Consider the following 20,595-nt stretch of genomic DNA (forward strand, 5'->3'; position numbering starts at 1 on the left):
CCCATCGTTTCGATGGCACCAGATAATGCGAACATGGTTAACGAAAGTTAAACAGGCTTTGCCGATATTGGTGGAGGGCAGCAAATTTCTGCCCTTCAAACACGAATAGCCGCGCCCCTTTCGGGACGCGGCCAGCCGATATTCGATTTGTCGAACCGTTTGCGATTAACGGAAGAGCGACAGGATGTTTTCCGAAGCGGAGTTGGCGATCGACAGTGCCTGGATGCCGAGCTGCTGCTGCGTCTGCAGGGCGCTGAGGCGGGTCGATTCCTCGTTCATGTCGGCATCCACCAGGCGGCCGACGCCCGAGTCGATCGAGTCGGTCAGCTTGGAGACGAAGTCTTCCTGCAGGTCGAGGCGCATGGAGACCGAGCCCATGTCGGCAGCAGCGCTGGTGGCTGCTTCGAGCTGGCGGTCGACGTGGCTGATCAGCAGGTCGATGACGTCTTCGTCGGTCAGGGTCGTGTCGCCGAGAGCCGTCTTCATCGCATCCATGTCGGAGATGTCGAGTTCGTAGACGGAGGTACCGTCTGCGAAGACAGCGGCGATCGTGGTGAGCGCTGCGCCGGTGACGGCACCGGTGGAGTCGGTGGCGACCCACTTGTTCTCGTCGGCCTTGACGTAGAAGTTGGTGCCGTCCGACCACAGGCCGTTGGCGCCTTCGGCGTAGGTGTCGTCAACGACGGTGGAGTCAACGGCTGCGTAGTAGCTGGTGCCGACCTTGGCGACGTCGGACTGCAGGGCCGCCTGGTCGAGAATGCCCATGTCGTTGCCGCTGGTGTCGAAGAGGACGTTGGTGGAGTCCAGGTCGACGTCGATGGACTGAACCTTGACGTTGCCGGCGCTGTCGCGGGTGAACGAACCGACGATCTGCTTGGTCACGGTGTCGAGCGTGGCCAGGTTGCCGGCCGTCGTGGCTTCGGTGCTGACCGCTGCCTTCAGCCAGTTTTCGCCGGAGAAGGATGCCGAGTCGGCGATCGACTTCAGCTGGCCCTGCAGCTGCGTGATTTCTTCCTGGATCTTGCTGCGGTCGACGCCGGTTTCGCGGGCGGCGACGAGCTTGTTCTTGATCTCTTCGATAACGTCGATCGAGGATTCGAGACCGGCATAGGCGGTGTCGACCTTGGCGGCGCCGAGGCCGAGGGCGTCCTGGACGGCGGAGAGAGCGCCGTTGTCCGAACGCATGGTCGTTGCGATCGACCAGTAGGCTGCGTTGTCGGCAGCTTCACCAACGCGCAGGCCCGAGGAGACGCGCGACTGGGTTTCTTCCATGTTGGAGTTGATCGAGCGCAGCGTCTGGAGAGCGGACATGGCTGCGATATTGGTAAGAATGCTCGTCATAGTTGATTGCCCCTTAATGGCTGACTAGGAAGGGACATTCCGGTTTTACCGGCGAACGACGGTCAACGTCATGCTTGTTAACCCTTTATTATCCTTAGGGTTAACCCGTCGCTTCGATGGCCCTAGATAATCGCAGGATGGTTAAGGAAGGGCTAACTGCAACGGGAAATGCGTTGTTCGTCGAAAATTTTTGCAACCTTTGCGCGCGCGTGCACGTGTCAGAACTTGCTTAAGAAAACGATAAAGCCGCACCCGTTTCCGGATGCGGCCTTTTGTCGATCTTTGGCGGGGGTCAGCCTCCCCGGCATCGATCCATCTTTTCCTGCACTGCCGGCACGGCGGAAAATCACCGTCACGCCGGAGAAGAGAAGCGGCTCCCGTTTCCGGGAGCCACCCTTGCTTAGCGGAAGAGCGACAGGATGTTCTGCGAGTCGCTGTTGGCGATCGACAGAGCCTGGATGGCCAGCTGCTGCTGCGTCTGCAGGGCGCTGAGGCGGGTCGATTCCTCGTTCATGTCGGCATCGACCAGGCGGCCTACGCCGCGCTCGATCGAGTCCGAGAGCTTGGAAACGAAGTCTTCCTGCAGGTCGAGGCGCATCGAGACCGAACCCATGTCGGCAGCTGCGCTGGTGGCGGCTTCGAGCTGGGCGTCGACGTGGCTGATCATCAGGTCGATGGCATCAGCGTCCGTCAGGGTGGCATCGCCGAGAGCGGTCTTCAGGGCGTCCATGTCGGAGATGTCGAATTCCGAGACGGAGGTGCCGTCGGCGAAGACAGCAGCGATCGTGGTCAGCGCCGCACCGGTGACGGCACCGGTGGAGTCAGCGGCAACCCACTTGTTCTCGTCGGCCTTCACGTAGAAGTTCGTGCCGTCCGACCACAGGCCGTTGGCACCTTCGGAGTAGGTGTCGTCGACGACGTCGGAGTCAACGGCTGCGTAGTAGCTGTCGCCGACCTTGGCGACATCAGCCTGCAGCGCGTCCTTGTCGAGGATGCCCATCTTGTTGCCGCTGGTGTCGAACAGGACGTTGGTGGAGTCGAGGTCGACGTCGATGGACTGAACCTTGACGTTGCCGTTGGAGTCGCGGGTGAACGAACCGACGACCTGCTTGGTAACCGTCTCGAGCGTGGCAAGGTTGCCGGCCGTCGTGGATTCCGAGCTGACGGCGGCCTTCAGCCAGTTTTCACCGGAGAAGGAAGCGGAGTCGGCGATCGACTTCAGCTGGTCCTGCAGCTGGGTGATTTCTTCCTGGATCTTGGACTTGTCGGCCGAAGATTCCTGGGCGGTCACCAGCTTGTTCTTGATCTCCTGCATGACGTCGATCGAAGATTCGAGACCGGCATAGGCGGTGTCGACCTTGGCGGCGCCGAGGCCCATTGCTTCGCTGACGGCAGAGAGAGCGCCGTTGTCCGAACGCATGGTGGTTGCGATCGACCAGTAGGCAGCGTTGTCGGAAGCCGTGCCGACGCGCAGGCCGGTGGAGACGCGACCCTGCGTGGTTTCCAGGTTGCTGGAGATGTTACGCAGCGTCTGGAGAGCAGACATTGCGCTAGCGTTGGTGAGAATGCTTGCCATATTCGTTTGTCCCTTTGAACGAAATACTTTGTGGGGACATGCCGGGCTCCCTTAATCCTACCGGCGACGACAGATCGACTTCATGCCACTTGGTTTCATTATTTGGGTTGAGAAACCAAACCTGCCGTGTCGGGAAGGAATATCCCGTCCAAAACTTTCGCGTTGATTAATTTCGGGGTTTTCTCGCCGTACCCCCAAAATCTATAGTTAACGGCCGGCAAGTTTATATGGTTAAATTTGTAAGTCTAAATCCGGCTACTATTAACCACGGCCTTCGCTCGCCCCCGCGTGCGCCCGCGCGAGGACGGATACACGCAAGCTTCGCGCGGTAGCGTGCGGCAACCACAGTGCCGTCGGGACCCTGTTCCGCGTCGCCGCCTGCCGACCGCCTTTCGAACGGAGCGCCCATCTTGTCGATCAACATTTCATTCGCCACCGCATCCCGGGAATTCCAGAAGGGGCAGTACGGACAGGCGCTCGCCACCCTGAACAGGCTTCTCGAGATCCAGCCGGACGGCAGGACCTATGCGCTCCTCGCCAGGACCCTGCACAAGGTCGACATGAAGGCCGAGGCCGCCACGGTCTTCGATCTCGCCGCCCGCCACGAGGACGCCCATGCCACGGAGTACCGACGCGAAGCCATGAAGCTCCATTTCGAATGCGGCAACGACGACGAGGCGCTGCTGGTGGGCAAGCGGCTCCTCGAAAAGGCGCCGGCGGACCCGGACGTCGCCTACGTGCTGGCATCGATCTTCCTCAAGCGCGGCAAGCGCGACATCATCGAGGGGCTGCGCAAACCGCTGATCAACAGTTCCGACCCGCGGCATCTCGTTCTCGCGGCAAAGCTTCTCACCGACAGCGCCGACGACGAGAACAACCTGCTGACGACGGAAAAGGCGCTGCAACGGGCGCCGCGCAACAACGTCGTCCGCAGCGCCTATCTGGCGTTCGCCCGCGAGATCAACGACTACGCCATCATCGAACGGCATCAACCGATCATCGAGGCGGCGATCGCCAAGGGCGACACCGCCTTCATGGAGGCCGAGGCCGCCTGGCTCAACCTTCTCTGGTGCGGCGACGAGCGGATCAACAGGATGGCGGTGGCCAATACGCCGACCGTCGCGCCCGAGATGACAGCACGGCGGCGCCGGATGCCGGTCCATCAGGCGGAAAAGGTGCGGATCGGCTACTTGTCCTCCGATTTCTGGGAAGATCACGCCACCATGAAGCTCCTGCGCCGCATCCTGGAGCTGCACGACCGGAGCCGGTTCGATGTCCATCTCTTCTGTTACACCGCGCCGAAGCACCTCCTGGACGGTCACGACCGATCGGGCTGGGGCCAGATCACACGCGTCGCCGACATGTCCGACCCCGAAGCGGCAGCGACGATCCGCAACAGCAAGATCGACATCCTCGTCGACCTCAAGGGACACACCAAGGATGGACGCCCCGGGATCCTGAACTACCTGGCAGCGCCGATCCAGGTCGCCTGGCTCGGATTTCCCGGCTCCACGGTCAAGACCGACCTCGACTACGTCATCGGCGACCGCTTTGTGCTGCCCGAAAGCTCGAAGCCGTTCTACCACGAGAAATTCTGCAGGCTGCCGGATACCTATCAGCCGAACGACCCGGTCAACCGTCCGCCCCTGCGCCCGCTTTCCCGAAAGGAGCTGAACCTGCCGGAGGATCGGTTCCTGTTCGCCTCGTTCAACCACAACCGCAAGATCTCCCCGCGGGCGATCGAGCTGTGGGCCCGGATCCTCAAGCGCGCGCCAGACGCCAACCTGCTGCTGCTGGCCGTGTCGGAGCGGGCGCGGGAGAACATTCTGCAGAAGTTCAAGACGGAGAAGATCGCCGCGGACCGAATTCTCTTCATGCCGAAAGTGGAATACGAGCAACACCTCAACCGTCTGCAGACGGCCAATGTCGGTCTCGACACCTTTCCGGTCAACGGCCACACGACGACATCGGAACAGCTCTGGGGTGGCTTGCCGGTCATCACCCTCAAGGGCACCAACTTCGCCTCGCGCGTCAGCGAGAGCCTGCTTCACGCGATGGGCCTGCCGGAGCTCGTAACGGAAGACCAGGACGGCTACGTCGAACTTGCGGTCGCCTGCTACGAGAACCCGCAGATGGTCGCGGCCTACAGGGCCAAGCTGGAGCAGAACCGCCTGATCGCACCGCTGTTCGACGCCGAGCGCTTCCGCGCGCATCTGGAGGCGGCCTACGAGACCATGCTCAAGCGCGCCAAGGCCGGCCTGGAGCCGGACCACTTCGACGTGCCCGCCCTGCCGGTCCGCACGACGCCGTTCCAATAGAAAGGCGGCCGAGCTCCAGGCGGCGCCCCTCCCGGGGCGCTGCCCGGCAACGTCAGTCAGGCGTCATTAAGAAAAATGAAAGCGTCGTGCGATGGCTTGCCCGCCGGCGGTGCCGACTGGGCTTTGCTGATGAGCGTGTGGCAAAGGCGGGAGCCAGCGGGACGTTACTGGAACGAGCGCACCAGGCTGCCGACGAGCAGGTTCCAGCCGTCGATCAGGACGAAGAAGAGAATCTTGAACGGCAGCGAGATCGACGTCGGCGGCAGCATCATCATGCCCATCGCCATGGTGATCGTCGCGACGATCAGGTCGATGACGAGGAAGGGCAGCACGACGAGGAAGCCGATCTCGAAGCCGCGCCGGATCTCCGAAATCATGAACGCCGGGACTACGGCGCGCAGATCGACCTTGCCGTCGACCAGCACGGTCTGGCCGCGCTCCTGCGCCAGCGTGATGAACAGCTGCATGTCCTCGTCGCGGGTATTGGCGGTCATGAACTCGCGGAACGGCTCGGCCACCCGCCGCGCGGCCTCGGCCTCGTCGATCTGGTTGGCGATCAGCGGCTGGATGCCGGTCTCCCAGGCGCGGTCGAACGTCGGCGCCATGACGTAGAACGTCATGAACAGGGCGAGACTGACCAGGATCATGTTGGAGGGGGTCGTGGCGAGCCCCATGCCGGAGCGCAGGATCGCAAAGGCGATGACGAAGCGCGGGAAGCTCGTCACCATGATCAGGATGCCCGGCGCGACCGAAAGAACGGTCAGCAGCCCGAAGGTGCGGATGATCCAGGACGCAACCGATCCGTCGATCGGGGTGTTGAGCAATTGCGCCGGCGTCTGCTGGGCAAGCGCCACGCTGGTCATCGCCATCATGGCAACGAAAGTCGTCGTGAAAAATCGAATCATTCGATCACAAAGGTCCGGAACATGATGTTGGTTACGCGTCCTTCGGACCGCAGGTCAACCCGCTCCTTCAGGTCGTCCCGGAGATATTGGAAGCCGCGCGGGCCCTGGATCTGCTGCAGCGACACCGTGCGCATGTAGGCCATGATGTCCTGGTGGATCGCTTCGGCGATGACGGGGTCCGGAACCCCCTTGAACGCGAGCGCGATCTCCATGCGGACGAGGTTGTCGGCCGGATAGGCGAGATTGCTGGTAAAGGGCTCGAGGGCGACGATTCCGTTCGCCTCGGTGGCCAGGCGCGGAATCCCGCCCTCCTCGGCCGCACCCGCTTCCGCCCCGGGTTCGGCGACCGCCGTCTCGGGCTCGGCCGGCGGCGGGGCGAGCATGTTGCCGACGAACCAGCCGCCGCCGCCGGCCGCGACGCTGAGGCCGGCGACGATCGCGATGGTCAATACGAGCGAGGGCTTCTTCTTGCCTTCGTCGGCCTGGTCCTGGTTCGCCATGTCCGCGTTCCGTCTGTTGGGATTGAGTGGGGCCGATCAGATCGGCGAGAACAGGTCGACGAGCTGCTGGCCCCATGGCGGCTGCTGCACCTCCGTCAGGCGACCGCGGCCGCCATAGGAGATGCGGGCTTCGGCGATCTTGTCGTAGGAGATGCGGTTGTCGGAATCGACATCCTGCGGCCGGACGATACCGGCGACGTTGAGGATGCGCAGTTCGTGGTTCACACGCACTTCCTGCGAGCCGCTGATCAGGAGGTTGCCGTTTTCCAGGACGCCGGTGACGACGGCGGCGACGAGCAGGTTCAGCCTTTCCGAACGCTCCGTCTTGCCGTCACCCTTGGTGCTGGTGGACGAGCCGTAGGTCAGGTCGCCTTGGGTGCTGAGCGAGAAGTTGTCGCCCTCGCCGTCTATGGAGAAGTCCATGCCGCTCTTGTTCTCGCGGCTGCGATCGGTCTTGTTGTCGAAGGTCGCCTGGTCGTTCAGGCGGATCGTCACGGTCAGGAGGTCGCCGACATTGATCGCGCGGGAATCCTTGAACAGGTTCGACTGGCTGTCGCTCCAGGTCGAGTAGCCCGCCATCCTGGTGTGCGCCTGCTTCGGATACAGCGCCATCTGCGGGGTCTGCGCGTATTGCAGGCCGCTGCCGATCGGGCTCATGGACGGCGCCTGGCCGATTTCCCTCAGCGCCTGGTTGGCGCAGCCGGACAGGAGCGAGGTTGCCATCATGGCGAGGGCTAGCTTCTTCATGACGGATCCTTCGAGGTATTCGGATCGGATGCCGCAGCGATGATGCTGGCGAGCAAGGCCGCCTTTTCGGCCTCCATCTCGCTGAGGATCAGGCCGGACATGCGCGGATTGAGTTTCATGACGATCGCGGAGGCGACCTCGGGATTGATCTTCTCGAGCTGGGCGGCGGCGGCATCCGCCGGCATCTTCTTGTAGATCTCGATGAGGCCGGCTTCGGCGACCTTGAGGAAATCGTTGCGGCGCTTCAGCCAGTCCTCGTATTCGGCGCGGCGCTCCTCGAGGGTGGCGATCCGGCTGTCCACGTCCTGCTGCAGCTTTTCCAGCTCCTGCTTCTGCAGAAGGTATCGCTGGTCGCGCGCCTTGTCGGAGATGTTGGTGCAGAACTCGCGGATCTCGTCGGCCGTGGCCGTGCTGGTGACGATGACCGGGCGCTCTTCGGCGAGCGCGCCGGGAATGGCGAGCATCAGCACGCCGGCTGCCGGCAGCAATAGGCTGCGCAGGCTCCGGATCAGGGATGGCTGTTCGATCCTGTTCGTCATTGCAGCACCAATTCTGCCTGGAGCGCACCGGCGGACTTGATCCCCTGCAGGATCGAGATGATCCCGTCAGGTTTCACGCCGATGCTGTTGAGCCCGGAGACCAGCGTCTTGAGGTTCGAGCCGTTGAGGATGGCGACGGTGCCGCCGTCCTGCTGGGCGACGATGTCGGTATTCGGCTCCACCGCGGTGACGCCGTCGGAGAAGGGCGCCGGCTGGACGACCTGCGGCATCTCGGTGACCTGCACCGTCAGCGTGCCGTAGCTCACGGCCACCTGCGAGATGCGGACGTCCTGGCCGATGACGATGGTGCCCGTGCGCTCGTTGATGACGACGCGCGCAGGCACGTCGGTCTCGATCACGAGGTTCTCGACCTCCGCCATCAGGCGAGCGAGATCGGCGCGCTTCGGCTTCTGGACATAGACCGACTGCGAATCACGCGCATCGGCGATGCGGCCGCCGTAGCGGGTCGTGGCATAGCGGTTGATCGCGTCGGCCATGCCGACGGCGGTGGAGAAGTCGGGATTGCGCAGCTGCAACACCAGGTCGGAGCCATCCTTGAAACGGGCCGGCAGCTCGCGCTCGATGATCGCCCCGTTCGGCACGCGGCCCGCCGTTGTCACGCCCTGCTGAAGGGTGGCCGCCTCGCCTTGCGCGTTGAAGCCGGTGACCACGACGGAGCCCTGCGCCACGGCGTAGATCTGGCCGTCGGCGCCGGTGAGCGAGGTCATGACGAGCGAGCCGCCGCGCAGCGAGGTGGCATCGCCGAGCGAGCCGACCGTCACGTCGATGCGGCTGCCCGGGCTCGCGAACGGCGGCAGCGTCGCCGTGACGAGCACCGCGGCCACGTTCCGCGCGCGCGAACGCTCGCCCTCGGTATTGATGCCGAGGTTCTGCAGCATCGATTGCAGCGCCTGCTCGGTGAACGGCGAGGAACGCAGGCTGTCGCCCGTGCCCTGCAGGCCGACGACGAGGCCGTAGCCGATCAGCTGGTTGTCGCGCCCCGCCTGCAGCGACGCCACATCCTTGATGCGCGCGGCCGAATGCGCCGGCGCAACGGAAAGCGCGAGGCCCACCAGGGCGCCCACGAGGCGGGAGAGAAACGCTCTCGTCATTTTGCCACCACATGCACTGTCCGGTCCTCCATGACGGTGCCGGAGACGATCACGCCGGAATCCAGGTTGCGGACCTTGATGAGATCGCCGACCGCGGCGTCGTCCAGCGGCGATCCGGAGGCGGTGATCAGCAGCGGACCGTTGCGGAAGACGAGCCGGACCGTCTTGCCGCGCGAGACGGCGAAGGGCTCACGCAGCGACGAGACGAGGATGATGCGTCCGGCCACGAGCGTCCGCGTGGTCACCTTGCCGTCGATCGCATCGATCCGCTCCGCATAGCCGGGAGCAATGTTCGGATTGGTGACCGCGACTTCCTCCAGCGCGCTCGCATCGAGCTGTTCGCCGGGATAGATGGTGCGCTTGGGGATGACGGCGAACCGTCCCTCTGCCAGCGCCGGCGCGGCGGCCGGCACGGCCAGCGTTGCGGCCATGGCGACGACGGCGAGAGCCAGCAGCGCCCCGGCCCGGCCGGCGGCGCGCTGTCGTTCAGGGTTCTTTCGCAGGCGAAACATCATGTCTCCCTCATCTCACGCGGCTAGCGGAGGTTCTGGCTGACGACCCGGGCCATCTCGTCTGCCGCCTGGATGATCTTGGAGTTCATCTCATAGGCGCGCTGGGCCGAGATCAGGTCGGTGATTTCCTTGACCGGATCGACGTTCGAGGCTTCCAGGTAGTTCTGCTGGATGTAGCCGACGCCGGCTTCGTCCGGCACGCCGACCGTCGCGGGGCCGGAGGCCTCCGTCTCGCGGAACAGGTTCTCGCCGAGCGGCTCCAGGCCGGCCTCGTTGACGAAGGTGGCGAGCGTCAGCTGGCCGAGCTCCTGCTGCTCGCCGTCGACGGTGGCGAAGACCTGGCCGGAGCGGTTGACGGTGATCTCGGTGGCTTCCTGCGGCACGGTGATGCCGGGCGTCACCGAGTAGCCGTCGAGGGTCACGAGCTGGCCGTCGGCGTTGGTGTTGAACGCGCCGGAGCGGGTGTAGAGGATCGTGCCGTCCGGCGCCTCGATCTGGAACCAGCCGCGACCGACCAGGGCCATGTCGAAGGCGTTGCCGGTCTGGGTGAGCTGGCCCTGCAGGTGCAGGTTTCGCACCGCCGCGGTCTTGACGCCGAGGCCGATGATCGCGCCTTCCGGCACGATCGCCTGGTTGCCGCGGTTCGGCACGCCCTGGGCCCGTTCGGTCTGGTAGAGCAGGTCCGAGAACTCGGCGCGCGCCCGCTTGTAGCCGGTGGTGTTGATGTTGGCGATGTTGTTCGCGATGACCTCGAGATTGGTCTGCTGCGCGTTCATGCCGGTGGCGGCGATGGCAAGAGCTTTCATGGCACGTTCCTTCAGATCTGCATCCGGGCGACTTCGAGATAGGCGGTGACCACCTTGTCGCGGATCGCGATCGCGGTCTGGAGCGTCTGCTCGGCGGTCATGACCGCATCAACCACTTCGCGTGTGTTCGCCTTGCCCTGGATGCTCTCGAAGGACTTCGTCTCGCTCGCCCGCAGGCTGGTGACGGTGTCGGTCGCCATGTCCCCCAGGATCTGGGAGAAGCTCATGGGCTGGACAGCATTGGCAGCAGCGGAAGGCTGCATGATGCTGGAGGAGGAGACGCTGTTCTCCGTCAGGGTGCCGGAGAGGGGCGAGGAAGAGGAGAGCGTGCTTACGCTCGTCAGCGATTCAATCATTGCGATGCCCTCAGGAGATCGATGGTCGCACTGATGAGGTCGCGCGACTGGCGGATGCTTTGCAGATTGGCCTCATAGGACCGGTTGGCTTCCCGCATGTCGGCCATCTCGACCAGCACGTTGACGTTCGGGATCTTGACCATGCCCTTCTCGTCGGCGGCGGGGTTGCCGGGGTCGAACTCGGCGGAGAACTCGCTTTCGTCCTCGGCGAGGCGGTCGACTTCCACCAGCGAGGCGCCGACGCTGCGATCGAGCTCGGCGACGAAGGTGATGGTCTTGCGCCGATAGGGATCGGCGCCGGGCACGTCGCCGGTCGAACGGGCGTTGGCCAGGTTCTCCGAGACGATGCGAATACGGGTGGACTGCGCCTCCAGGCCGGAGGCCGCAACCTTCATCGATGCAATAAGCGGATCCATTTTCAAGTCCTGACAGTCATCAGCATCATGCGATGAAACGCTTTGACCAGGCCGGCGCTGAGCTCGTACTCCCGCTTGACCTGGCCCTGCTTCATCAGTTCTTCGGCGAGCCCGACCGAGTTGCCGGAGATCTGGACGCCGACGTCCTCGTTGGCTTCGACATCGGTGACCTCGCCGGTCAGCGAGCCGTCCGTGAAGTGCATCGGATTGGTCGCTGCCATGCGGATACCGGTGTTTTCCAGCACCGACTGGAACGGCGTCACGTCCTTGGCCTTGTAGCCGGGCGTATTGGCGTTTGCGATGTTGCCGGCAACCACCGACTGCCGCACGGAGAGCCACTCTGCCTGCTTGGATGCCAGCTCGAAGAATTGGATTGGTTGCATGACGGCGAACTCCACTTTGTTGTCCCGAACCTAGGGACCTAATCTTGCGTGGGACTTGCCGGCTTTGCTGCGGTGCGCGATCGCCCGGTTTCTCAACGAAAGGCGGCAATCGACGCAGAAAAGCCGCCGTGGTGTGCGGCGGCTTTATCAAAGGTGCGAGAAGGTGCGCGAATCAGTTGCGCTTGTAGACTTCGCCATTGGAGGTGACGATCACCCATTCGCCGTCGCGCTGCTCCAGCGTGGCGAGCCGGCTGTTGTCGGGCAGGATCGAACCGACGCGCACGATGTACAAGCCCGAGGCGTCCTCGATCAGCGCGCGGCCGTTGGCGACGTGCATCAGGCGGAAGCCGCTGGGGGCCGGCAACGGTTGCTCAAGGGGATTCTCCGGCGTGCCGGACCGGCCCTCGCGGCCGAGATTGGGCACGGTTGCGGTCTTGACCGGATCGAGCTCGCGGCGGGGCGCGGCATCGTCGTCGTCGATCATCGCCGCCGGGGACACGCTCATCACCTCGCGGGCAGGCGTCTCCGGCAGGTCGCGCCGGTCACCCTGCCACAGCGGCGGAACGGAGAATTCCTGCGGGTTCAGGAAGACGTACCACGGGAAGAAGGCCGCGATGGCGGCGAGGCTGATGCCGGCGGTGATGAGCAGCCGATCGGTCAGGCTCCTGGTCTCGTGGTCGAGCCGCCGCAGCGGCGGGACTGCCTTGTCGGCGTCGAAATCCGTCATGATCTACCCCCTTGCCCTCACATTGCTGACAGGCTGCTGGTTGGCCGGCGCATTGCGCAGCGCCATCGCCAGGTCGGCGAAGGAATCGGCGGCGGGCTTCTCGCCCGGCGTCTGCCGCAACACGTCGTAGATGATGGGAACCTGCTTGATCGCCATGTCGAGGTCGGGATCGCTGCCTGCGCGATAGCCGCCGATCAGACGCAGGTCGCGCGTCTCCTCGTAGCGGTGGACCAGCGCCTTGAGGCGCGCCACCAGCTTTTCCTGGTCGGCCGTCCAGGCCTTGCGGGCAAGACGCGAGATCGACGACAGCGGATTGATGGGCGGATAGCGTCCCTCGTCGGCGAGGCTCCGCTCCAGCACGATGTGACCGTCGAGAATGCCGCGGGTCGAGTCGGCGATCGGGTCGTTGTGGTTGTCGCCATCGACGAGGATGGAGATGATCGCGGTGATCGTTCCCGTCCCCTCGGCGCCAGGCCCTGCCCGCTCCAGCAGCCGCGGCAGCTCTGTGAACACGGAGGCCGGATAGCCGCGCGCGATCGGCGGCTCGCCGGAGGCGGTCGCCACCTCGCGGATCGCATGGGCGAAGCGCGTGACGCTGTCGATGATCAGAAGGACGTTGTCGCCCTGGTCGCGGAAATGCTCGGCGATGGTGACCGCCGTCAGCGGCGCCATTTTGCGCAGCATCGGGCTTTCGTCGCTGGTCGCGACAACGGCCACCGATTTCGACAGGTTGTCGCCGAGCGTGTCCTCGATGAACTCGCGCACCTCGCGGCCGCGCTCGCCGACCAGCGCGATCACCACCTTGTCGAAGGCGTCGGCGCGGGCGAGCATCGACAGCAGCGTCGACTTGCCGACGCCGGAGCCGGCGAAGATGCCGAGGCGCTGGCCGAGGCAGAGGGGGGCGAAGATGTCGATGGCGCGCACGCCGGTGGCAAAGCCCTTCTCGACGCGGCTGCGCGTCATCGACGGCGGGGCGGTGTTGGAGATCGAGCGACGGACATCGCCCTGCGGCAGGGGTCCGCGACCGTCGATCGGCTCTCCCAGCGCATTGACCGTGCGGCCGCACCATGCCGCCGCCGGCGCGACGCGGAAGGCGCCCTTGCGGATGACCGTATCGTGAATGCCGATCGGCTCGCCCGGTTCGATCGGACACACGACGACGCTGTCGGGTTCGACCCGGACGACCTCGCCGAGATGGATGCCGGTGGAACTGCGGTGTGCGACGAACTCGCCGAGCCTGACATGGCGCGACAGGCCGGTGACGGTGTAGTTGCCCGCCGCGATCGTCTGCACGTGGCCGCCATGCGCGACGGAGAACTCCGGGTTGGAATAGCGTTTCACAAGCCCGGCCAGCGCACTGAGCTTGCGTGCACCGTCGCTGGCCGGCTGGTCACCCATGGTCGTTTCCGTCATGTTCATGCCGCGTTACTGGCTGCCGCCGAAGGTCTTGATGGCGCTGTCGATCGAGGATTCGCTCTGCTGCAGCAGCGCGTTGATGCTCTCGAAGGCGCGGGTCACGGTGATGAGCTGGGTCATCTCCGAGATCGCGTTGACGTTGGATTCCTCGACATAGCCCTGCGCCACGCCGGCATCGATCCGGTCGACGACCGGCTCCGGCGCGAGCGTCGGAATAATGCCGCTGTTGCCGGCGCGGACGAAGCCGCCGGACAGATCCGCCTCGAACAGGCCGAGTGCCGCGATCGGCGCGCCGTTCTGGTTGAGCTGGCCGTCGGCGCTGATCTTGACCGGACCGGCATTGCCGTCGATCTGGATCGGCGCGCCGCCGACATCGAGCACGGGATAGCCGTTGAGCGTGACGAGATCGCCGGCCTCGGTCAGGGTGAACCGGCCGTCGCGCGTCAGGGTCTGTCCGGCCGGGGTCTCGATGGCGAACCAGGCATCGCCCCTGATCGCGAAATCGAGCATGCCGTTGGTTTCCGTCATGCCGCCGTGGCGCGTCGACAGGAACTCGTTGCCCTGGTCAACGAAGGCGACCTTGGCCTTGCCGTTGTCGGCGACGACGTCGTTGAACTTGATCTCGGTAGCACGGAAGCCCACGGTGTTCGAATTGGCGACGTTGTCGGCGAGCGTGGTCATCCGGCGATCGAGTGCGATCTGGGACGAAAGCGAGACGTAAAGCCCGGTTTCCATTAGCGGCCTCCGAGTTTGAGATTGTTGATGGAGATGAGCAGATCGGTGGAGATCCCGATCAGGCCGCCGGCCTGGAATGCCGGCAGCTGACCGCCGCTCGGGGTGGAGGGATGGTCGATCTCCCAAAGGGCGGTAAAGCGTTCGAGAAAGGTGCCGACCTTCACCGGATCCTGAAAATCGGCGATGTCGAGGACGTCCTCATAGTAGGCGGACTGGCTGTCGATCTCGGTTGCGACGAATTCGTCCGGCAGCTGAAGGACCGTGCGAACGACCTGGGACAGCGCCGGATCGGCGATGATCGAATAGCCGCTCGTGATCGCAGGCGCCATGCGCTCGAAATAGAGCGCCAGCCGGACGCCGGAGTTCTCGGTGCCGGCGTTGATTTCCAGGGTCTGGCGATTGTACTTGTCGACAACGCCCTTCTGGGCGCGGTCGAAGCTGGTCGCCGCCTCGCCGTAGCGGGCGAAGTTCAGCGAGGCCACCAGGTCCTTGTAGCGGCTGTCGGAGAGCTTGTTGGCGAAGGCGTCGTCGCTGTCGGTGCCCTCGGACAGGACCTTGCGCATGAAGGCCTTCGCATAGGCCATATCCTCCAGGCCATGCGCCTTCATCGCATAGTTGTAGAGGCGGCTGTCGGCGAAGAACTCGTCGATCGTCTTGATGGAGCCGATCTTCTCGAGATAGTACGCGCTCTCGCGCTTGACGTCCGGCTGCTCGGCGACCCGCTCCAGCGAGGTCGCGAGATCGGCGGTGATCAGTTTGTAGCTCGTGTATGTCGTGGTCACGATGGCGGCCCGCGCTTTACGATGTTGCGGGGCACAGTGTCCCCTGTCGCGGGGCAACCTGCGCCACTTTGCTTGCGCGAACCTGTAACTGCCGCCGATTGCGGGGATGTGGCGAGGTACAGCCTCACACAAGGCTGGCCCCCTATTCAGGTCTCGTCAGAAATATGTCGAGGCGTGTGGGCTAGCAATGAACATCATCATCGGTCTGATCGTAACTTTCGGTTGTGTCCTTGGCGGCTACATGGCCATGGGCGGGCATCTCGAAGTCCTCGCCCAGCCGTTCGAGCTCGTCATCATCGGTGGCGCCGGCGTCGGCGGCTTCATCATGGCGAACACCATGAAGGTCGTGAAGGACACCGGCAAGGCGCTCGGCGAGGCCTTCAAGCACAAGGTTCCCAAGGAGCGGCACTATCTCGATACGCTCGGCGTCCTCTACAGCCTGATGCGGGACCTGCGCACGAAGTCGCGCAACGAGATCGAGGCCCATATCGACAATCCCGACGATTCCTCGATCTTCCAGGCCGCGCCGACCGTGCTGCAGAACAAGGAGCTGACCGCGTTCATCTGCGACTACGTGCGCCTCATCATCATCGGCAACGCCCGGGCCCACGAGATCGAGGCGCTGATGGACGAGGAGATCCAGACCATCACCCACGACAAGATGAAGCCCTACCACGCGCTGATGACCATGGGCGACGCGTTTCCGGCCATCGGTATCGTGGCCGCCGTTCTCGGGGTTATCAAGGCGATGGGCGCCATCAACGAGTCGCCGGAGATCCTGGGCGGCAAGATCGCGGCCGCCCTCGTCGGCACCCTTCTCGGCGTGTTCCTCTCCTATTCAATCGTCTCGCCGATCATCGCCAACATCAAGTCGGTGCGCACCAAGCAGAACAGGCTCTACGTCATCGTCAAGCAGACGCTGCTCGCCTACATGAACGGCTCCGTGCCGCAGGTCGCGCTGGAATACGGCCGCAAGACGATCTCCGCATACGAGCGTCCCTCGATCGACGCGGTCGAGCAGGAAATGATGAACCCTGGCGGCGGCAGCGACGCCAAGGCAGCCTAAATGAGCGGGGAAACCATGACAGCCTCAGCAAAGTCGAAACAGGACCCGATCGTACTCGCCCGCCTGACGGGCCAGCTCGGCGACCGCGAGACCATCTCCAGGCGCTGCGCGGCGCTGGGCGAGGTCTTCTCGGAGTTCCTTCCCGACGTCTTCGAAAGCGAGCTCGGCTTCGATGTGGCGGTGACCTATGCCGGCTACGAGATCGGCCGCTTCGGGCAGCTCGTCTCCGGGCTCGGCGGCGCGATGGCGATCTCGGACTGCGCCTTGCGCAACTGGAGCGACCAGTACGCCGTCATCTGCGACAGCCCGTTCATCATCACGCTGATCGAAAACATGCTGGGCGCCGCCCGCGAATCGATCGAGGAGCCGGAGCCCCGGGCGCTGTCGCCGATCGAACTCGACATCGCCGCCATGGTGTTCGACAGGATATCCGGCGTCCTCAAGACCGCGGTCGGCGACCGCAACGGCTACGAGCCGATCATCGGCCCCGCCTACAACGTAGAAGGCCGGAAGGCCCCGGCCGACGGTTCGGAGGAGGCCTTTGCGGCGACGGTGAAGATGTCCGTCGGCATCGGCCCGGTCCTGTCGAGCTTCTTCGTGGTCGTTCCGCAGCGGGCGCTCCTGAAATCGGTGATCGCCCCGCCGCGGCCGGCGAACACCGCCAAGACGCGCAAGGAGTGGAGCGAGCAGCTGAGCGAACAGGTCCGCCGTTCGAAGGTCACCCTCCAGGCACGCATCAAGCTGGAAAGCCAGACGCTCGACACGATCAGCCGCCTGCAGGCGGGCGACATTATCCCCTTCCACGATTCCGGCGACGTCCGCGTCGACGTCAGCGCCAACGGCAACAAGCTCTACGTCTGCGAGTTCGGGCGGTCGGGCGCGCGCTACACGGTTCGGGTGAAGGATACCTACGGCTCGGAAGACGAGCTCCTGCAACATATCGTCGGATAGGATCAGGCCCGGCAGCACGCCTCGGGCAAGTTTCAAATGGAATAGTGATCACATGGCACCGAAAAAAGCACCCCTTGCAGACGACCTCGCCTCCGCCGTCACCGCGAACGACGCCGAGCTCGAACAGGCAATCGACGACCTCCGCGGCGTCCTGCAGCAGGATGCCTCAGGCGCACCTGCCACCGACTTCGGCATGGACTTCCCCACCGGCGGCGACGCCGACCCGCTTGCGGCGTTCGGCGGCGAGTTCGGCACGGAGACGACCGAGGCCGGCTTCGGCGGCGACTTCGGCAGCACCGGCACCTCGGCCTTCGGCGATACCGGGTTCGGCGGAGAGGACTTCGGCAGCGCCAGCCTGGACGAGACCCCGGCGCGCCCGGGAAGCGCCATGGAGGCCAACCTCGGCCTGATCATGGACATTCCGATCGACCTGCAGATCGTCCTCGGCTCCTCGCAGATGCTCGTATCCGGGCTGATGGGCCTGACGGAGGGCGCCACGATCGCGCTCGACCGGCGCATCGGCGAGCCGGTCGACGTGATGGTGAACGGCCGGGTGATCGGCCGCGGCGAGATTACCGTGCTCGAGAACGACGACACCCGCTTCGGGGTCAAGCTCATCGAGGTCAAGAGCACATCCCACAACTGAAATGAGCTGATACCGGTGAAAGGTTTCAGGAGGCATCCATGATGGATTTCGACAATTTCGGCAGCACCGCGGTCGGGGCGCCACTCAAGCCGGTCGACAAGGCAGCCGCCGTTCTTCTGGCGATGGGCAAGCCCGTGGCCGGCAAGCTCCTGAAGTTCTTCACCCAGAGCGAGCTGCAGAGCATCATCGCAGCGGCGCAGAACCTTCGCCCCATCCCTCCGCAGGAACTGCTCGAGCTCGTCAACGAGTTCGAGGACCTGTTCACCGAGGGCGCGGGCCTGATGGACAACGCCAAGATGATGGAGGGCATCCTCGAAGAGGGGCTGACGCCGGACGAAGTGGACGGCCTGCTCGGCCGCCGCACCGCATTCCAGGCCTACGAGACCACCATCTGGGACCGCCTGCAGGACGCCGACGCCACCTTCATCAGCCAGTTCCTGCTGAAGGAGCATCCGCAGACCATCTCCTACATCCTGTCGATGATGCCGTCGGCCTTTGGCGCCAAGGTGCTGCTCGAGGTGCCGGAGGAACGTCGCGCCGACATCATCAACCGCACCGTCAACCTGAAGGACGTCAGCCCGAAGGCCGCCGCGATCATCGAGGGCCGGGTGCGGGAAATGATGGACGCCTTCGAGGCGGAGCGGAACTCGCCCGGCTCGAACAAGGTCGCCGAGATGATGAACGAGATGGAGAAGAACCAGGTCGACGAACTGCTGGCGTCGCTGGAGACGATCAGCACCGCCTCGGTCAAGAAGGTCCGGCCGAAGATCTTCCTGTTCGAAGACCTCCTCATCATGCCGCAGAAGAGCCGCGTGTCGCTGTTCAACGACGTGGCCGGCGACATCATCACCGCCGCCCTGCGCGGAACGTCGATGGAGCTGCGCGAGGCCGTGCTGTCGTCGATCGGCGCACGCCAGCGCCGCATGATCGAATCGGACCTCGCAGGCGGCGACCCGGGCAATCCGCGCGAAGTCGCGATCGCCCGGCGCTCGATCACCCAGGAGGCGATCAGGTTGGCGGCGGCCGGACAGATTCAGTTGAAAGAAAAGGAAGAGGCCGCGGCCGCCGCCTGAGCGGCTTGACTCGCCCCATTCAAAGATCGACCGTTTCCGGGACCCGAATCTGATGAAGATCCGGGTCCCTTTCCATTTGTCGGTACGGCGGACCATGGGTCGACTGCCGGCCGAATCATGTGTTGCAGAGCGCTTTCCGGAAGGACCTTTCCATGGCCGACGATGAGGACAAGGAAAGCAAAACAGAAGCCCCGTCAGAGAAAAAGCTTCGCGATGCCGCGGAGAAGGGAAACACGCCATTCGCGCGCGAGGTCCCCGTCTTCGCGTCCACCGTGGCGGCGTACCTCTTCCTGGTGTTCTTCCTGCCCGGCGGCTTCCTGCGCGTGACCGAGACGCTGCGGGACCTGTTCGAGCAGCCGGAGGCCTGGGACCTGGAGAACAGCGGCGACGTCGTCGCCCTCTTCCGCCATCTCGGCTGGGAGGCGGGCGCGCTTTTGCTGCCGGCACTGGCGATGATGATGCTGTTCGGCCTGGCCGCATCGATCCTGCAGAACATGCCGAGCCCGGTGCTGGAGCGCGTGCGCCCGCAGTTGTCGCGCCTGTCGCCGATCCAGGGCTTCACCCGCATCTTCGGCAAGCCCGGGCTCGTGGAGTTCGGCAAGGCGCTGATCAAGGTCGGCGCGGTGTCCGTGGTCGTCGTGATGGTGCTGTGGGACGACTACTTCGCGACGTTGAATGCGATGTTCTCCGATCCGGCGGTGATCTTCCATATCCTCGCCAGCGAAGCGAACACGATCATGGTGATCATTCTCTTCGCAACCGCGGTGATCGCGGCGATCGACTTCGCCTGGACGCGCCATCACTGGTTCTCGGAGCTCAGGATGACCAAGCAGGAGGTCAAGGAGGAGCACAAGCAGGCGCAGGGCGACCCGATCGTCAAGAGCCGGCTCCGCTCGATCCAGCGCGACCGCGCCCGCAAGCGCATGATCGCCGCGGTTCCCCGCGCCACCCTGGTCATCGCCAACCCGACGCACTTCGCCGTGGCGCTGCGCTACGTCCGCGAGGAACAGGACGCCCCGGTGGTGGTCGCCAAGGGCCAGGACCTGGTGGCGCTCAAGATTCGCGAGCTCGCGGAGGAAAACGGCATCCCGGTGTTCGAGGATCCGCCGCTTGCGCGCTCCATGTTTGCGCAAGTCTCGGTGGATAGTGTCATTCCACCGGTGTTCTACAAGGCAGTGGCGGAACTGATTCACCGGGTCTACGCAGCTTCGCCCCAGATGAGACGGTAAAAGAGATCCGATGAGAAAAAGCTCCTATTCTGCCCAGCGCGAGAGGATCGTGGCCGAAGCGATCGGCCCGGTTGCATCGGAATTGCGGCTGCTTGATGCGGCCGACCTGGTATCGCTGTTGCGATTCGAGTGCTACGGAAACCTGTCCGACCTGGTTTCATCTGCAGCCGAGCTGTATTTCCTCCCCGGCACCGTCGTTTTCGGCGCCGGCGGCGACTACAAGCTCGACTGGGGCGGCGAGCCCGAGGTGACGCTCGATCTGGAACTGCGCCCGCGCGGCTGCACCGTCTATGCGCGGCTCCAGCTCGGCAACGAGCGCGCCGGCGTGGAAGTGACCCACGTCGCCTTCGAAGACCCCGCCGTCGATCCCGACGACAACACCGACCTGCTCGCAGCGAGCCTCAGGGACGCGCGATTCAAGCGTTCGGCGCAGCTGCCGATGCAGAGCCACTAAAGCCT

General features: G+C 64.4%; 23 protein-coding genes. 7 read left to right on the forward strand and 16 right to left on the reverse strand.

Annotated features, from left to right (window positions below; genetic code table 11):
- Positions 1 to 165: 165 nt before the first annotated feature.
- Positions 166 to 1,341 (reverse strand): flagellin, encoded by a 1,176-nt coding sequence (locus P0086_RS00255; RefSeq protein ID WP_112596339.1) that lies wholly within the window; start codon positions 1,339 to 1,341, stop codon positions 166 to 168.
- 400 nt (positions 1,342 to 1,741) lie between these two features.
- Positions 1,742 to 2,917 carry a flagellin gene (locus P0086_RS00260; protein ID WP_112609338.1) on the reverse strand — a complete coding sequence of 392 codons (1,176 nt, stop codon included), beginning with the start codon at positions 2,915 to 2,917 and terminating at the stop codon, positions 1,742 to 1,744.
- A gap of 410 nt (positions 2,918 to 3,327) precedes the next feature.
- Between P0086_RS00260 and P0086_RS00265 the strand changes: the two genes are divergently transcribed.
- Positions 3,328 to 5,235, forward strand: coding sequence for a glycosyltransferase family 41 protein (locus P0086_RS00265; protein WP_275782039.1), 1,908 nt, complete (start codon positions 3,328 to 3,330; stop codon positions 5,233 to 5,235).
- 164 nt (positions 5,236 to 5,399) lie between these two features.
- On the opposite strand, the gene fliP is transcribed toward P0086_RS00265, so the two are convergent.
- From fliP to P0086_RS00335, 14 genes are all read right to left on the reverse strand, one after another.
- On the reverse strand, positions 5,400 to 6,140 hold the full coding sequence (fliP, locus tag P0086_RS00270; protein ID WP_112609334.1) for a flagellar type III secretion system pore protein FliP: 741 nt from the start codon (positions 6,138 to 6,140) through the stop codon (positions 5,400 to 5,402).
- On the reverse strand, positions 6,137 to 6,640 hold the full coding sequence (locus tag P0086_RS00275) for a flagellar basal body-associated FliL family protein (RefSeq protein ID WP_275782040.1): 504 nt from the start codon (positions 6,638 to 6,640) through the stop codon (positions 6,137 to 6,139). Before P0086_RS00275 ends, fliP begins: the two co-directional genes overlap by 4 nt.
- A 36-nt stretch (positions 6,641 to 6,676) precedes the next feature.
- Positions 6,677 to 7,387: a flagellar basal body L-ring protein FlgH gene (flgH, locus tag P0086_RS00280; protein ID WP_112596333.1), complete on the reverse strand. Its 711-nt coding sequence runs from the start codon at positions 7,385 to 7,387 to the stop codon at positions 6,677 to 6,679.
- Positions 7,384 to 7,926 carry a MotE family protein gene (locus P0086_RS00285; protein ID WP_275782041.1) on the reverse strand — a complete coding sequence of 181 codons (543 nt, stop codon included), beginning with the start codon at positions 7,924 to 7,926 and terminating at the stop codon, positions 7,384 to 7,386. The genes flgH and P0086_RS00285 overlap by 4 nt, the downstream gene beginning before the upstream one ends.
- A complete protein-coding gene (locus P0086_RS00290) occupies positions 7,923 to 9,038 on the reverse strand; it encodes a flagellar basal body P-ring protein FlgI (RefSeq protein ID WP_112596330.1) in 1,116 nt (371 codons plus the stop codon). Before P0086_RS00290 ends, P0086_RS00285 begins: the two co-directional genes overlap by 4 nt.
- Positions 9,035 to 9,469 (reverse strand): flagellar basal body P-ring formation chaperone FlgA, encoded by a 435-nt coding sequence (flgA, locus tag P0086_RS00295; protein ID WP_275782726.1) that lies wholly within the window; start codon positions 9,467 to 9,469, stop codon positions 9,035 to 9,037. The genes P0086_RS00290 and flgA overlap by 4 nt, the downstream gene beginning before the upstream one ends.
- Before the next feature lie 104 nt (positions 9,470 to 9,573).
- Complete coding sequence (gene flgG, locus P0086_RS00300; RefSeq protein WP_112596326.1) at positions 9,574 to 10,356, reverse strand: flagellar basal-body rod protein FlgG; 783 nt, start codon at positions 10,354 to 10,356, stop codon at positions 9,574 to 9,576.
- Positions 10,357 to 10,367: 11 nt separating this feature from the next.
- The gene (locus P0086_RS00305; RefSeq protein ID WP_275782042.1) at positions 10,368 to 10,712 is read right to left on the reverse strand and encodes a flagellar hook-basal body complex protein FliE; all 345 of its coding nucleotides are present in this window, start codon (positions 10,710 to 10,712) and stop codon (positions 10,368 to 10,370) included.
- A complete protein-coding gene (gene flgC, locus P0086_RS00310; RefSeq protein WP_112596323.1) occupies positions 10,709 to 11,128 on the reverse strand; it encodes a flagellar basal body rod protein FlgC in 420 nt (139 codons plus the stop codon). The genes P0086_RS00305 and flgC overlap by 4 nt, the downstream gene beginning before the upstream one ends.
- Before the next feature lie 2 nt (positions 11,129 to 11,130).
- Positions 11,131 to 11,511, reverse strand: a complete 381-nt coding sequence (gene flgB, locus P0086_RS00315; protein WP_112596389.1) for a flagellar basal body rod protein FlgB — start codon at positions 11,509 to 11,511, stop codon at positions 11,131 to 11,133.
- Positions 11,512 to 11,683: 172 nt separating this feature from the next.
- On the reverse strand, positions 11,684 to 12,238 hold the full coding sequence (locus P0086_RS00320; RefSeq protein ID WP_148178389.1) for a flagellar protein: 555 nt from the start codon (positions 12,236 to 12,238) through the stop codon (positions 11,684 to 11,686).
- Positions 12,239 to 12,241: 3 nt separating this feature from the next.
- Positions 12,242 to 13,636 carry a flagellar protein export ATPase FliI gene (fliI, locus tag P0086_RS00325; protein WP_148149512.1) on the reverse strand — a complete coding sequence of 465 codons (1,395 nt, stop codon included), beginning with the start codon at positions 13,634 to 13,636 and terminating at the stop codon, positions 12,242 to 12,244.
- 27 nt (positions 13,637 to 13,663) lie between these two features.
- Complete coding sequence (flgF, locus tag P0086_RS00330; protein ID WP_112600639.1) at positions 13,664 to 14,389, reverse strand: flagellar basal-body rod protein FlgF; 726 nt, start codon at positions 14,387 to 14,389, stop codon at positions 13,664 to 13,666.
- A complete protein-coding gene (locus P0086_RS00335) occupies positions 14,389 to 15,171 on the reverse strand; it encodes a DUF1217 domain-containing protein (RefSeq protein WP_112596318.1) in 783 nt (260 codons plus the stop codon). The genes flgF and P0086_RS00335 overlap by 1 nt, the downstream gene beginning before the upstream one ends.
- 187 nt (positions 15,172 to 15,358) lie before the next feature.
- Between P0086_RS00335 and motA the strand changes: the two genes are divergently transcribed.
- The 6 genes from motA (at position 15,359) to P0086_RS00365 (ending at position 20,590) form a co-directional block, all read left to right on the forward strand.
- Positions 15,359 to 16,237, forward strand: a complete 879-nt coding sequence (motA, locus tag P0086_RS00340) for a flagellar motor stator protein MotA (RefSeq protein ID WP_112596316.1) — start codon at positions 15,359 to 15,361, stop codon at positions 16,235 to 16,237.
- A 15-nt stretch (positions 16,238 to 16,252) separates the two neighbouring features.
- Positions 16,253 to 17,188 carry a FliM/FliN family flagellar motor switch protein gene (locus P0086_RS00345; protein ID WP_275782043.1) on the forward strand — a complete coding sequence of 312 codons (936 nt, stop codon included), beginning with the start codon at positions 16,253 to 16,255 and terminating at the stop codon, positions 17,186 to 17,188.
- Between the two features lie 52 nt (positions 17,189 to 17,240).
- Positions 17,241 to 17,834 carry a flagellar motor switch protein FliN gene (gene fliN, locus P0086_RS00350; protein ID WP_275782044.1) on the forward strand — a complete coding sequence of 198 codons (594 nt, stop codon included), beginning with the start codon at positions 17,241 to 17,243 and terminating at the stop codon, positions 17,832 to 17,834.
- Positions 17,835 to 17,872: 38 nt separating this feature from the next.
- The gene (gene fliG / locus P0086_RS00355; RefSeq protein ID WP_112596312.1) at positions 17,873 to 18,907 is read left to right on the forward strand and encodes a flagellar motor switch protein FliG; all 1,035 of its coding nucleotides are present in this window, start codon (positions 17,873 to 17,875) and stop codon (positions 18,905 to 18,907) included.
- A 152-nt stretch (positions 18,908 to 19,059) separates the two neighbouring features.
- A complete protein-coding gene (gene flhB, locus P0086_RS00360; protein WP_112596310.1) occupies positions 19,060 to 20,136 on the forward strand; it encodes a flagellar biosynthesis protein FlhB in 1,077 nt (358 codons plus the stop codon).
- 10 nt (positions 20,137 to 20,146) lie between these two features.
- A complete protein-coding gene (locus tag P0086_RS00365; protein ID WP_112596309.1) occupies positions 20,147 to 20,590 on the forward strand; it encodes a hypothetical protein in 444 nt (147 codons plus the stop codon).
- Positions 20,591 to 20,595: the final 5 nt, after the last annotated feature.

Source organism: Mycoplana sp. MJR14, assembly GCF_029210525.1.
Lineage (GTDB): Bacteria > Pseudomonadota > Alphaproteobacteria > Rhizobiales > Rhizobiaceae > Mycoplana.